Origin of the sequence: Escherichia sp. 10290, assembly GCF_030295155.1 — a bacterium.
Lineage (GTDB): Bacteria > Pseudomonadota > Gammaproteobacteria > Enterobacterales > Enterobacteriaceae > Escherichia > Escherichia coli_F.
The window spans coordinates 496,778-510,058 of sequence record NZ_AP025741.1; the positions used below are offsets into that span (position 1 = coordinate 496,778).

10 protein-coding genes are annotated in these 13,281 nt (G+C 50.6%); 9 read left to right on the forward strand and 1 reads right to left on the reverse strand.

Annotation, left to right across the window (positions count from 1 at the left end; translation table 11 throughout):
* Nucleotides 1-27 precede the first annotated feature (27 nt).
* The 5 genes from phoR to QUE74_RS02405 all read left to right on the forward strand — a co-directional run bounded on the left by phoR (nucleotide 28) and on the right by QUE74_RS02405 (nucleotide 8,101).
* Nucleotides 28-1,323: a phosphate regulon sensor histidine kinase PhoR gene (gene phoR, locus QUE74_RS02385; RefSeq protein ID WP_000893620.1), complete on the forward strand. Its 1,296-nt coding sequence runs from the start codon at nucleotides 28-30 to the stop codon at nucleotides 1,321-1,323.
* Between the two features lie 406 nt (nucleotides 1,324-1,729).
* Complete coding sequence (gene brnQ, locus QUE74_RS02390) at nucleotides 1,730-3,049, forward strand: branched-chain amino acid transporter carrier protein BrnQ (RefSeq protein ID WP_000149639.1); 1,320 nt, start codon at nucleotides 1,730-1,732, stop codon at nucleotides 3,047-3,049.
* A 75-nt stretch (nucleotides 3,050-3,124) separates the two neighbouring features.
* Nucleotides 3,125-4,498, forward strand: coding sequence for a proline-specific permease ProY (gene proY / locus QUE74_RS02395; RefSeq protein WP_001353407.1), 1,374 nt, complete (start codon nucleotides 3,125-3,127; stop codon nucleotides 4,496-4,498).
* A gap of 154 nt (nucleotides 4,499-4,652) precedes the next feature.
* A complete protein-coding gene (malZ, locus tag QUE74_RS02400; RefSeq protein WP_000979372.1) occupies nucleotides 4,653-6,470 on the forward strand; it encodes a maltodextrin glucosidase in 1,818 nt (605 codons plus the stop codon).
* 185 nt (nucleotides 6,471-6,655) lie between these two features.
* Entirely contained in the window at nucleotides 6,656-8,101 is a 1,446-nt protein-coding gene (locus QUE74_RS02405; RefSeq protein WP_000155939.1) for a hypothetical protein, read from the forward strand.
* A gap of 20 nt (nucleotides 8,102-8,121) precedes the next feature.
* On the opposite strand, the gene acpH is transcribed toward QUE74_RS02405, so the two are convergent.
* The gene (gene acpH, locus QUE74_RS02410) at nucleotides 8,122-8,703 is read right to left on the reverse strand and encodes an ACP phosphodiesterase (RefSeq protein ID WP_001009863.1); all 582 of its coding nucleotides are present in this window, start codon (nucleotides 8,701-8,703) and stop codon (nucleotides 8,122-8,124) included.
* Between the two features lie 92 nt (nucleotides 8,704-8,795).
* On the opposite strand from acpH, the gene queA reads away from it, so the two are divergent.
* From queA to secD, 4 genes are read left to right on the forward strand one after another with little or no spacing between them, the layout of a single operon-like run.
* A complete protein-coding gene (queA, locus tag QUE74_RS02415) occupies nucleotides 8,796-9,866 on the forward strand; it encodes a tRNA preQ1(34) S-adenosylmethionine ribosyltransferase-isomerase QueA (protein ID WP_001266492.1) in 1,071 nt (356 codons plus the stop codon).
* A gap of 54 nt (nucleotides 9,867-9,920) precedes the next feature.
* Complete coding sequence (gene tgt, locus QUE74_RS02420) at nucleotides 9,921-11,048, forward strand: tRNA guanosine(34) transglycosylase Tgt (protein ID WP_000667319.1); 1,128 nt, start codon at nucleotides 9,921-9,923, stop codon at nucleotides 11,046-11,048.
* A 22-nt stretch (nucleotides 11,049-11,070) separates the two neighbouring features.
* Entirely contained in the window at nucleotides 11,071-11,403 is a 333-nt protein-coding gene (gene yajC, locus QUE74_RS02425) for a preprotein translocase subunit YajC (protein WP_000007629.1), read from the forward strand.
* A gap of 27 nt (nucleotides 11,404-11,430) precedes the next feature.
* Nucleotides 11,431-13,278, forward strand: coding sequence for a protein translocase subunit SecD (secD, locus tag QUE74_RS02430; protein WP_000934822.1), 1,848 nt, complete (start codon nucleotides 11,431-11,433; stop codon nucleotides 13,276-13,278).
* The last annotated feature ends 3 nt before the right edge of the window (nucleotides 13,279-13,281 follow it).

Here is a 13,281-nt window from a genome sequence, read left to right on the forward strand (position 1 = left end):
TATGATTTCTTAACTGGAGTATCTTACGTGCTGGAACGGCTGTCGTGGAAAAGGCTGGTGCTGGAGCTGCTACTTTGCTGCCTCCCGGCTTTCATCCTGGGTGCATTTTTTGGTTACCTGCCTTGGTTTTTGCTGGCATCGGTAACAGGACTGCTTATCTGGCATTTTTGGAATTTATTGCGCCTTTCATGGTGGCTGTGGGTGGATCGCAGTATGACCCCGCCTCCGGGGCGTGGTAGCTGGGAACCGCTGCTATACGGCTTACACCAGATGCAGCTGCGTAATAAAAAACGTCGCCGCGAACTGGGCAATCTGATTAAACGCTTTCGTAGCGGCGCGGAGTCGCTGCCTGATGCGGTGGTGCTGACCACGGAAGAGGGCGGTATTTTCTGGTGTAATGGTCTGGCGCAACAAATTCTTGGTTTGCGCTGGCCGGAAGATAATGGGCAGAACATCCTTAATCTGCTGCGTTATCCGGAGTTTACGCAATATCTGAAAACGCGTGATTTTTCTCGCCCGCTCAATCTGGTGCTCAATACCGGGCGGCATCTGGAAATTCGCGTCATGCCTTATACCCACAAACAGTTGCTGATGGTGGCGCGTGATGTCACGCAAATGCATCAACTGGAAGGGGCGCGGCGTAACTTTTTTGCCAACGTGAGCCATGAGTTGCGTACGCCATTGACAGTGTTACAGGGTTACCTGGAGATGATGGATGAGCAACCACTGCAAGGTGCGGTACGTGAAAAAGCGTTGCACACCATGCGCGAGCAGACCCAGCGGATGGAAGGGCTGGTGAAGCAGTTACTGACGCTGTCAAAAATAGAAGCCGCGCCAACGCAGTTGCTTAATGAAAAGGTTGATGTGCCGATGATGCTGCGGGTCGTTGAGCGTGAGGCCCAGACTCTGAGCCAGCAGAGACAGACATTTACCTTTGAAATAGATAACGACCTCAAGGTGTCTGGCAACGAAGACCAACTTCGCAGCGCGATTTCTAACCTGGTTTATAATGCCGTGAATCATACGCCGGAAGGTACGCATATCACCGTACGCTGGCAGCGAGTGCCGCACGGTGCCGAATTTAGCGTTGAAGATAATGGACCGGGCATCGCACCGGAGCATATTCCGCGCCTGACCGAGCGTTTTTATCGCGTTGATAAAGCACGTTCCCGACAAACTGGCGGTAGCGGATTAGGGTTAGCGATCGTGAAACATGCGGTGAATCATCACGAAAGTCGCCTGCATATTGAGAGTACGGTGGGAAAAGGTACGCGTTTCAGTTTTGTTATCCCGGAACGTTTAATTGCCAAAAACAGCGAATAATCCGCCTTTGTCATCTTTTATTGCCATAAGCCAGCTGATGCTGGCTTATTTTCTTTGCAGTCAAAATACGGGCGTTAGATTTTACAACGGCTGGTGATTTTTTGTTCGCATGATTAGCCATGTCTTTTTCACGGAAATAGTGTTTTATACTGGTTGGTGATTTCTTATCGCTATATACCTCTGGTTTTTAGATCCCTTCTTGCTTTAAAACGTTATAAGCGTTTAAATTGCGCTTCAGGTGCTGTCATACTGACTGCATTCACGCGGTAAATCGAAAAACTATTCTTCGCCGCGCCTGGTTGGGAGTATTTCCCGCTAAAATTGTTTAAATATACCGCTGTATCATCCCCAGGGATTGGCACAAAAATTTAACGTTACAACACCACATCCACAGGCAGTATGATTTATGACCCATCAATTAAGATCGCGCGATATCATCGCTCTGGGCTTTATGACATTTGCGTTGTTCGTCGGCGCAGGTAACATCATTTTCCCTCCAATGGTCGGCTTGCAGGCAGGCGAACACGTCTGGACTGCGGCATTCGGCTTCCTCATTACTGCCGTTGGCCTGCCGGTATTAACGGTGGTGGCGCTGGCGAAAGTTGGCGGTGGTGTTGACAGCCTCAGCACGCCAATTGGTAAAGTCGCTGGCGTACTGCTGGCAACGGTTTGCTACCTGGCTGTAGGGCCGTTGTTCGCCACGCCGCGTACAGCCACCGTCTCCTTTGAAGTGGGCATTGCGCCCCTGACGGGTGACTCCGCGCTGCCGCTGTTTATCTACAGCCTGGTCTATTTCGCTATCGTTATTCTGGTTTCGCTCTATCCGGGCAAACTGCTGGATACCGTCGGTAACTTCCTGGCACCGCTGAAAATTATCGCGCTGGTCATCCTGTCTGTTGCGGCAATTGTCTGGCCAGCGGGCTCTATCAGCACGGCGACTGAGGCTTATCAAAACGCCGCGTTTTCTAACGGCTTCGTTAATGGCTATCTGACCATGGATACGCTGGGCGCGATGGTTTTTGGTATCGTTATTGTTAATGCGGCGCGTTCTCGCGGCGTTACCGAAGCGCGTCTGCTGACCCGTTATACCGTCTGGGCTGGCCTGATGGCGGGTGTCGGTCTGACTCTGCTGTACCTGGCGCTGTTCCGTCTGGGTTCAGACAGCGCGTCGCTGGTCGATCAGTCTGCAAACGGTGCGGCTATTCTGCATGCTTACGTTCAGCACACCTTTGGCGGCGGTGGTAGCTTCCTGCTGGCGGCGTTAATCTTTATCGCCTGCCTGGTCACGGCGGTTGGCCTGACCTGTGCTTGTGCAGAATTCTTTGCTCAGTACGTACCGCTCTCCTATCGTACGCTGGTGTTCATCCTCGGCGGCTTCTCGATGGTGGTGTCTAACCTCGGCTTGAGCCAGCTGATTCAGATCTCCGTACCGGTGCTGACCGCTATTTATCCGCCGTGTATCGCACTGGTTGTATTAAGTTTTACACGCTCATGGTGGCATAATTCGTCCCGCGTGATTGCTCCGCCGATGTTTATCAGCCTGCTTTTTGGTATTCTCGACGGGATCAAAGCATCTGCATTCAGCGATATCTTACCGTCCTGGGCGCAGCGTTTACCGCTGGCCGAACAAGGTCTTGCGTGGTTAATGCCAACAGTGGTGATGGTGGTTCTGGCCATTATTTGGGATCGCGCGGCAGGTCGTCAGGTGACCTCCAGCGCTCACTAAATCACTGAATATTTGTTTTAACCACGGGGCTGCGATGCCCCGTGGTTTTTTATTTTGTTGATGGGTTAGGAATTGATGGAAAGTAAGAACAAGCTAAAGCGTGGGCTAAGTACCCGACACATACGCTTTATGGCACTGGGTTCAGCAATTGGCACCGGGTTGTTTTACGGTTCGGCAGACGCCATCAAAATGGCCGGTCCGAGCGTGTTGTTGGCCTATATTATCGGTGGTATCGCGGCGTATATCATTATGCGTGCGCTGGGGGAAATGTCGGTACATAACCCGGCAGCCAGCTCTTTCTCGCGCTATGCGCAGGAAAACCTCGGTCCACTGGCAGGTTATATCACTGGCTGGACCTACTGCTTTGAAATCCTTATTGTCGCCATCGCCGATGTGACCGCTTTCGGTATCTATATGGGCGTCTGGTTCCCGACGGTGCCGCACTGGATTTGGGTACTGAGCGTAGTGCTGATTATCTGCGCCGTAAACCTGATGAGCGTGAAGGTATTTGGTGAGCTTGAGTTCTGGTTCTCGTTCTTTAAAGTCGCCACCATCATCATCATGATTGTCGCCGGTTTCGGCATCATCATCTGGGGGATTGGCAACGGCGGGCAACCGACCGGTATCCATAATCTTTGGAGCAACGGCGGCTTCTTCAGTAACGGCTGGCTTGGCATGGTGATGTCGCTGCAAATGGTAATGTTTGCTTACGGTGGGATCGAAATTATCGGGATTACCGCCGGGGAAGCGAAAGATCCGGAAAAATCGATTCCGCGTGCGATTAACTCCGTGCCGATGCGTATTCTGGTGTTCTACGTCGGTACGCTGTTCGTCATTATGTCTATCTATCCGTGGAATCAGGTTGGCACTGCCGGTAGCCCGTTTGTGCTGACGTTCCAGCATATGGGCATTACTTTTGCCGCCAGCATTCTTAACTTTGTTGTGCTGACCGCTTCGCTGTCAGCAATTAACAGTGACGTATTTGGCGTAGGTCGTATGCTTCACGGCATGGCAGAGCAGGGTAGCGCGCCGAAAATTTTCAGCAAAACCTCGCGTCGCGGTATTCCGTGGGTCACGGTGCTGGTGATGACTACCGCGCTATTGTTTGCGGTATATCTGAACTACATCATGCCGGAAAATGTCTTCCTGGTGATCGCTTCGCTGGCAACCTTCGCCACGGTGTGGGTATGGATTATGATCCTGCTGTCGCAAATTGCTTTCCGTCGCCGTTTGCCGCCAGAAGAAGTGAAGGCACTGAAATTTAAAGTACCAGGTGGGGTAGCAACGACCATCGGCGGTTTGATTTTCCTGCTCTTTATTATCGGATTGATTGGTTATCATCCGGACACACGTATCTCGCTGTACGTTGGTTTCGCGTGGATTGTTCTGCTGTTGATTGGTTGGATGTTTAAACGCCGCCACGATCGTCAGCTGGCTGAAAATCACTAATCACTGCGTTCTGTAAGCCGGATCAAGGCAAGCCCTGATCCGGCTATTCCGAAAGTTATCCGCCCCCGTCCTCCTCCCCCAAATATCCTTCAGATGATGAGTGATCCTGCATTAGGCTATGGCAAGGTGATCAGATTTTCATCACAGGGGAATTATGATGTTAAATGCATGGCACCTGCCGGTGCCCCCATTTGTTAAACAAAGCAAAGATCAACTACTCATTACACTGTGGCTGACAGGCGAAGACCCACCGCAGCGGATTATGCTACGTACAGAAAACGATAACGAAGAAACGTCAGTACCGATGCATAAGCAGCGCAGTCAGCCCCAGCCTGGTGTCACGGCATGGCGGGCGGCCATCGATATTTCCATTGGGCAACCCCGGCGGCGCTATAGCTTCAAATTATTGTGGCACGATCGCCAGCGTTGGTTTACACCGCAGGGCTTCAGCCGAATGCCGCCAGCACGACTGGAGCAGTTTGCCGTCGATGTCCCGGATATCGGCCCACAATGGGCTGCGGATCAGATTTTTTATCAGATCTTCCCTGATCGTTTCGCCCGTAGTCTTCCTCGCGAAGCTGAACAGGATCATGTTTATTACCATCACGCAGCCGGACAAGAGATCATATTGCGTGACTGGGATGAACCGGTCACGGCGCAGGCGGGTGGATCAACGTTCTATGGCGGCGATCTTGACGGTATCAGCGAAAAACTGCCGTATCTGAAAAAGCTCGGCGTGACGGCGCTGTATCTTAATCCGGTGTTTAAAGCCCCCAGCGTACACAAATACGATACCGAGGATTATCGCCATGTCGATCCGCAGTTTGGCGGCGATGGGGCGTTGCTGCGTTTACGACACAATACACAGCAGATGGGAATGCGGCTGGTGCTGGACGGTGTGTTTAACCACAGTGGCGATTCCCATGCCTGGTTTGACCGACATAATCGGGGGACAGGTGGCGCTTGTCACAACCCCGAATCGCCCTGGCGTGACTGGTACTCATTTAGCGATGATGGCACGGCGCTCGACTGGCTGGGCTATGCCAGCCTGCCGAAGCTGGATTATCAATCGGAAAGTCTGGTGAATGAAATTTATCGCGGGGAAGACAGCATTGTCCGCCATTGGCTGAAAGCACCATGGAATATGGACGGCTGGCGGCTGGATGTGGTGCATATGCTGGGAGAAGCGGGTGGGGCGCGCAATAATTTGCAGCACGTTGCTGGGATCACCGAAGCGGCGAAAGAAACTCAGCCGGAAGCGTATATTGTCGGAGAGCATTTTGGCGATGCACGGCAATGGTTACAGGCCGATGTGGAAGATGCCGCCATGAACTATCGCGGCTTCACATTCCCGTTGTGGGGATTTCTTGCCAACACTGATATCTCTTACGATCCTCAGCAGATTGACGCCCAAACCTGTATGGCCTGGATGGATAATTACCGCGCAGGGCTTTCTCATCAACAGCAATTGCGCATGTTTAATCAGCTCGACAGCCACGATACTGCGCGATTTAAAACACTTCTCGGTCGAGATGTCGCGCGTCTGCCGCTGGCGGTGGTCTGGCTTCTTACCTGGCCTGGCATACCGTGTATTTATTACGGTGATGAAGTGGGGGTGGATGGCAAAAACGATCCGTTTTGCCGTAAACCGTTCCCCTGGCAGGTGGATAAACAGGATACGGCATTATTCGCGCTGTACCAGCGAATGATTGCGCTACGTAAGAAAAGCCATGCGCTGCGTCGTGGTGGCTGCCAGGTGGTATATGCGGAAGATCACGTAGTGGTATTTGTCCGCGTGCTGAATCAGCAGCGTGTGCTGGTGGCTATCAACCGTGGCGAAGCCTGTGAAGTGGTGCTACCCGCGTCGCCGTTACTCAATGTCGCGCAATGGCAACGCAAGGAGGGGCATGGGCAACTGACGGACGGGATTCTGGCTTTGTCTGCCATTTCGGCTACGGTGTGGATGAACTAAAGCATCTGTTTTATTTGTTACGTCGTTAGTCATCAGCCCTGACACTACGCAGCGAAAAAGCTGCACAATGTCAGGGCTGAGTTTGTTAAATATTTGTCCCGATCGATATGAGCGATTTTTGGTATTCTTTGCCCATGAGGTTATGTACAACCTGCTCCAGGATAACCCTGTAGTGGAGCAAAGATATGACAATTTCAAATTCGAATTTATTGAAACCGTTTATTACTGGTACTGAGTTGCCACCTTTTAAAGAGGATGTCTTTTCTAAAACAGAAGAACAATTTAAAAAAAGCCCCCATGGCAAATTGCTTTTCATTTCCGGAAATGAAAACTTAGTAAACATTTCAGCGGAAAAAATCGATGAAATAAAAAATAGCAAAAGTTTCTTTTCAAACGTTGTAAATATAATAATTTTACTAATTAAGCATCCTGATAAAATTCTGGCCATTCTTCATGGTTGCCCTGCAGAGTCCATCGAAGTCATTAAGAATGCGAAACGAACGGGGCAATGGTCATATGAGATGACTGATAAGTACGGGCAGAGTATTGAAGTGTCCTATATTTTCACTGATACCATAGATGATAAATCTGATGGAAAATTATGCTTAAAAATCTGTAACTCCTGCAACCAAAATGATTCTAGTACACATCAATATAAAATAGATCATCAACAGTTGAAAAATCACATAAGGCAACTTGAGGAGTGGGCCCTTCTTGAAAAGTTTTATGATAACAACGCTTATTATTCTAAACGTACAAAACAATTAGAGAAGAAAATTGCCGATGCGGGGTTTATAACAGGGAAGCTTAATGCCGATAACTTTAATGTAAAAGAGTTTAAAGACGATATAGCCTCGATGCTTTGTGAACAGCCCCCCATGCGTACACACCAGATTTCTTCATCCGGATACTTATCTGCCGATAAAGTGCCCGATCTCTATAAGACAAATTTGAAAGACGCGCAGAGAGATCTGAAAACAACACCGGTTGACATCGATGGTGTTAGTCTAAAATCAAAAACTCGGGAAAAAATTGCGGAAGTAATTGAGAAAAAAACTGAGGAAGAAAATGCGAAACAAAATGCGAAGACCATTGAGGAGAAGAATATCGAAAAAAACAAGAAAGAAACAAATCCTGAGGATAATTTTGTCTTAAAATTCTCACAGGAAGAAATCAATGAGATGCTCCTGGATTACAGCGATGAAGAACAAAACAAATTAAGACCTTTTTTCACTAGTGATCACATGTATTGTTTGTTTGATGCTTTTAGTCAGGGGTTGCATAATGTTGCTCGTGATGGCAGTCCACGGTATGCAGGTTTACTACATCAAATAGCATCCAACTCTGAGATATTACAAGATTTTGATCAACAATTGTTCTGGCGCACGTTTACAGGAGGGGTCTTCCATCGACGTATCTCTGTGAACAGCGAGCCAGAAAAGACAGATGTATGGCGATTCAGTGCACAATTTGATTTTCCACATATAAATGAAAACGGAGATTTGTCCAGAACGGTACTCATGTTCGAGGGGGTTGCTGAAAGCAACTTTAAAGATATCGCCAATCATTCCAGCGAATGTTTTTCTTACAGCTGTTATGCCGCCCCGCTGGATGCGAATGCTAAAAAATAGTGACGCTGGAGCTTGAAGTTTCAGAGCGCCTTGCGTGACGCCTGCGCCATCATCCGCGGATAAAACTGCCAGAAGCGGGTTTCCAGAGCGTCGTAATGGGCGTCTAAATCGTACCAGGAGTCACGCAGGGCATCCAGACGTGGGCGACGGCTTGCCATGCCGTTTAACACGTTCTGGATGAAATCCATATCGCGATAGCGCACCAGCCATTGCTCAGACCATAAGTAGTTGTTCAGATTGATAAAGCGTGGCGGTGAGTCTGGAAGAATAGTCATCACTTGCTCACGGGCATAACAGGTAAATTCCTGTAGCGGAAAGTCCGGTGATAGCTGCGACCAGTGGCGGGAAAGAAAGTGATCCCACATGACATCCAGCGTAATAGGCGCAACGCGGCGGGTTTCACGACGAAACCACTCCCTTGCTTCGCGGACTTCCGGCAGATTATCGGTCAGTACGTCGATACGGCGATGCATATGAATGCCAGCCACGACGTCGGGAGGAAAATTTTCTTCAGGATTTCCGCGTACGAAATCAGCCAGTAAATTGCCGGAAAGCGAGCTTTCCGCGAGATGGGCTAGATGCAGGTGAGCTAAAAAATTCATCGATTATATTCTATCCAAAGGGGGGTAAAGGTTGCAGGGAGAGCGCCCCGGCACTAGACTACCCGCCTCTTATTTTAGTCTGAGTCAGTGTCATGCGCGTTACCGATTTCTCCTTTGAATTACCCGAATCCCTGATTGCCCACTATCCAATGCCTGAACGCAGTAGCTGTCGTTTACTGTCGCTGGACGGGCCGACGGGCGCGCTGACGCACGGTACTTTCACCGATTTACTCGATAAGCTCAACCCCGGCGATCTTCTGGTTTTTAATAATACCCGCGTGATCCCGGCGCGCCTGTTTGGGCGTAAAGCCAGCGGCGGCAAGATTGAAGTGCTGGTCGAGCGTATGCTCGACGACAAACGCATTCTTGCGCATATTCGCGCCTCGAAAGCGCCAAAACCGGGCGCAGAGCTGCTGCTGGGCGATGACGAAAGTATCAACGCAACAATGACCGCTCGCCACGGCGCACTGTTTGAAGTCGAATTTAATGATGATCGTTCTGTACTGGATATCCTCAACAGTATCGGCCACATGCCACTGCCGCCGTACATCGACCGTCCGGACGAAGATGCAGACCGCGAACTTTATCAAACAGTTTATAGTGAAAAACCGGGCGCGGTAGCGGCCCCGACTGCCGGGCTGCATTTTGACGAACCTTTGCTGGAAAAATTGCGCGCCAAAGGCGTGGAGATGGCGTTCGTAACTCTGCACGTTGGTGCGGGTACTTTCCAGCCGGTGCGCGTCGACACCATTGAAGATCACATCATGCACTCAGAATACGCTGAAGTGCCGCAGGATGTTGTAGACGCGGTACTGGCAGCAAAAGCGCGCGGCAATCGGGTGATTGCGGTTGGCACCACCTCGGTACGTTCGCTGGAAAGCGCGGCCCAGGCGGCGAAAAACGATCTCATTGAACCGTTCTTTGACGATACCCAAATCTTTATCTATCCGGGCTTCCAGTACAAAGTGGTCGATGCGCTGGTGACGAACTTCCACTTGCCAGAGTCGACACTGATTATGCTGGTTTCGGCCTTTGCCGGTTATCAACACACCATGAATGCCTATAAAGCGGCGGTAGAAGAGAAATATCGCTTTTTTAGTTACGGTGATGCGATGTTTATCACGTACAATCCGCAGGCAATTAATGAGCGCGTCGGGGAGTAATTCCGCGGCGCTGGTTTAAACGTTGGACTGTTTTTCTGACGTAGTGGAGAAAAAATGAAATTTGAACTGGACACCACCGACGGTCGCGCACGCCGTGGCCGCCTGGTCTTTGATCGTGGCGTAGTGGAAACGCCTTGTTTTATGCCTGTTGGCACCTACGGCACCGTAAAAGGGATGACGCCGGAAGAAGTTGAAGCCACTGGCGCACAAATTATTCTCGGTAACACCTTCCACCTGTGGCTGCGCCCGGGCCAGGAAATCATGAAACTGCATGGCGATCTGCACGATTTTATGCAGTGGAAAGGCCCGATTCTTACCGACTCCGGCGGCTTCCAGGTCTTCAGCCTTGGCGATATTCGTAAAATCACCGAACAGGGCGTTCACTTCCGTAACCCCATCAACGGCGATCCGATTTTCCTCGACCCGGAAAAGTCGATGGAGATTCAGTACGATCTTGGTTCGGATATCGTCATGATCTTTGATGAGTGTACGCCGTATCCTGCTGACTGGGATTACGCAAAACGCTCCATGGAGATGTCTCTGCGTTGGGCGAAGCGTAGCCGTGAGCGTTTTGACAGTCTCGGAAACAAAAATGCGCTGTTTGGTATCATTCAGGGCAGCGTTTACGAAGATTTACGTGATATTTCTGTTAAAGGTCTGGTAGATATCGGTTTTGATGGCTACGCTGTCGGCGGTCTGGCTGTGGGTGAGCCGAAAGCAGATATGCACCGCATTCTGGAGCATGTGTGTCCGCAAATTCCGGCAGACAAACCGCGTTACCTGATGGGCGTTGGTAAACCGGAAGATCTGGTTGAAGGCGTACGTCGCGGTATCGATATGTTTGACTGCGTAATGCCAACCCGCAACGCCCGAAATGGTCATCTGTTCGTGACCGATGGCGTGGTGAAAATCCGCAATGCGAAGTATAAGAGCGATACTGGCCCACTCGATCCTGAGTGTGATTGCTACACCTGTCGCAATTATTCACGCGCTTACTTGCATCATCTCGACCGTTGCAACGAAATATTAGGCGCGCGACTCAATACCATTCATAACCTTCGTTACTACCAGCGTTTGATGGCGGGTTTACGCAAGGCTATTGAAGAGGGTAAATTAGAGAGCTTCGTAACTGATTTTTACCAGCGTCAGGGGCGAGAAGTACCACCTTTGAACGTTGATTAATATTAATAATGAGGGAAATTTAATGAGCTTTTTTATTTCTGATGCGGTAGCGGCAACGGGTGCACCGGCGCAAGGTAGCCCGATGTCTTTGATTTTGATGCTGGTGGTATTCGGTCTGATTTTCTATTTCATGATCCTGCGTCCACAGCAGAAGCGCACCAAAGAACACAAAAAGCTGATGGACTCCATTGCCAAAGGTGATGAAGTTCTGACGAACGGTGGCCTGGTCGGTCGCGTAACCAAAGTAGCGGAAAACGGCTACATTGCTATCGCGCTGAATGACACCACTGAAGTAGTTATTAAACGTGACTTCGTAGCTGCCGTCCTGCCGAAAGGCACCATGAAGGCGCTGTAATTAAAATTTTTCCCTAAGGGAATTGCCGTGTTAAACCGTTATCCTTTGTGGAAGTACGTCATGCTGATCGTGGTGATTGTCATCGGTCTGCTGTATGCGCTTCCCAACCTGTTTGGTGAGGATCCGGCTGTTCAGATCACTGGTGCGCGCGGAGTCGCCGCCAGTGAGCAAACGCTGATCCAGGTCCAGAAAACGTTACAAGAAGAAAAAATAACTGCTAAGTCTGTGGCACTGGAAGAGGGCGCTATTCTTGCGCGCTTCGACTCCACTGACACCCAGCTACGCGCTCGTGAAGCATTAATGGGCGTTATGGGTGACAAATACGTCGTGGCGCTTAACCTTGCCCCGGCAACGCCGCGCTGGCTGGCAGCTATTCACGCTGAGCCGATGAAGCTCGGCCTTGACCTGCGTGGCGGCGTTCACTTCCTGATGGAAGTGGATATGGACACCGCGCTTGGCAAACTCCAGGAACAAAACATCGATAGCCTGCGCAGCGACCTGCGCGAAAAGGGCATCCCGTATACCACCGTTCGTAAAGAAAACAACTACGGCCTGAGCATCACTTTCCGCGATGCTAAAGCTCGTGATGAAGCCATTGCGTATCTGAGCAAGCGTCATCCGGACCTGGTGATTAGCAGCCAGGGCAGCAATCAGCTGCGTGCGGTAATGAGCGATGCGCGTCTGAGTGAAGCGCGTGAATACGCGGTGCAACAGAACATCAACATCCTGCGTAACCGTGTAAACCAGCTTGGTGTGGCGGAGCCTGTAGTACAACGTCAGGGCGCAGACCGCATTGTCGTTGAGCTGCCAGGTATTCAGGATACCGCGCGTGCGAAAGAGATTCTTGGCGCTACTGCGACGCTGGAATTCCGTCTGGTAAACACCAACGTTGATCAGGCCGCAGCGGCATCCGGCCGCGTACCGGGCGACTCTGAAGTGAAACAGACCCGCGAAGGTCAGCCGGTTGTGCTGTACAAACGCGTAATTCTGACCGGTGACCATATCACCGACTCCACTTCCAGCCAGGACGAATACAACCAGCCGCAGGTTAACATCTCGCTCGATAGCGCTGGTGGCAACATCATGTCTAACTTCACCAAGGACAACATCGGCAAACCGATGGCGACCCTGTTTGTGGAGTACAAAGACAGCGGCAAGAAAGATGCTAACGGTCGTGCTGTTCTGGTGAAACAGGAAGAGGTGATTAACATCGCCAACATCCAGTCTCGTCTGGGTAACAGCTTCCGTATCACCGGCATCAACAACCCGAACGAAGCCCGTCAGCTTTCACTTTTGCTGCGTGCCGGTGCGTTGATCGCGCCAATTCAGATTGTGGAAGAACGTACCATTGGCCCGACTCTGGGTATGCAGAACATTGAACAGGGGCTGGAGGCTTGCCTTGCCGGTCTGCTGGTTTCTATTCTGTTCATGATCATCTTCTATAAGAAGTTTGGTCTGATTGCGACCAGTGCTTTGATTGCCAACTTGATCTTGATCGTCGGCATTATGTCGCTGTTGCCAGGCGCAACGCTGAGTATGCCGGGTATCGCGGGTATCGTCTTAACCCTTGCGGTGGCGGTCGATGCGAACGTACTGATCAACGAACGTATTAAAGAAGAGTTAAGCAACGGGCGTACTGTTCAGCAGGCAATTGATGAAGGTTATCGTGGCGCATTCAGTTCCATCTTCGATGCGAACATCACCACGCTGATTAAAGTCATCATCCTGTACGCAGTGGGTACCGGGGCAATTAAAGGGTTCGCGATTACTACCGGTATCGGTGTGGCGACGTCGATGTTTACCGCGATTGTCGGTACGCGTGCCATCGTAAACCTGCTATATGGCGGCAAGCGCGTCAAGAAGCTGTCAATCTGAGGA

What these genes read in the sequence shown, in the direction of transcription:
- QUE74_RS02405 (WP_000155939.1), top strand. Translation starts at nt 6,656, where the DNA reads ATGACAATTTCAAATTCGAATTTATTGAAACCGTTTATTACTGGTACT.
- yajC (WP_000007629.1), top strand. Translation starts at nt 11,071, where the DNA reads ATGAGCTTTTTTATTTCTGATGCGGTAGCGGCAACGGGTGCACCGGCG.
- proY (WP_001353407.1), top strand. Translation starts at nt 3,125, where the DNA reads ATGGAAAGTAAGAACAAGCTAAAGCGTGGGCTAAGTACCCGACACATA.
- tgt (WP_000667319.1), top strand. Translation starts at nt 9,921, where the DNA reads ATGAAATTTGAACTGGACACCACCGACGGTCGCGCACGCCGTGGCCGC.
- brnQ (WP_000149639.1), top strand. Translation starts at nt 1,730, where the DNA reads ATGACCCATCAATTAAGATCGCGCGATATCATCGCTCTGGGCTTTATG.
- acpH (WP_001009863.1), bottom strand. Translation starts at nt 8,703, where the DNA reads ATGAATTTTTTAGCTCACCTGCATCTAGCCCATCTCGCGGAAAGCTCG.
- malZ (WP_000979372.1), top strand. Translation starts at nt 4,653, where the DNA reads ATGATGTTAAATGCATGGCACCTGCCGGTGCCCCCATTTGTTAAACAA.
- queA (WP_001266492.1), top strand. Translation starts at nt 8,796, where the DNA reads ATGCGCGTTACCGATTTCTCCTTTGAATTACCCGAATCCCTGATTGCC.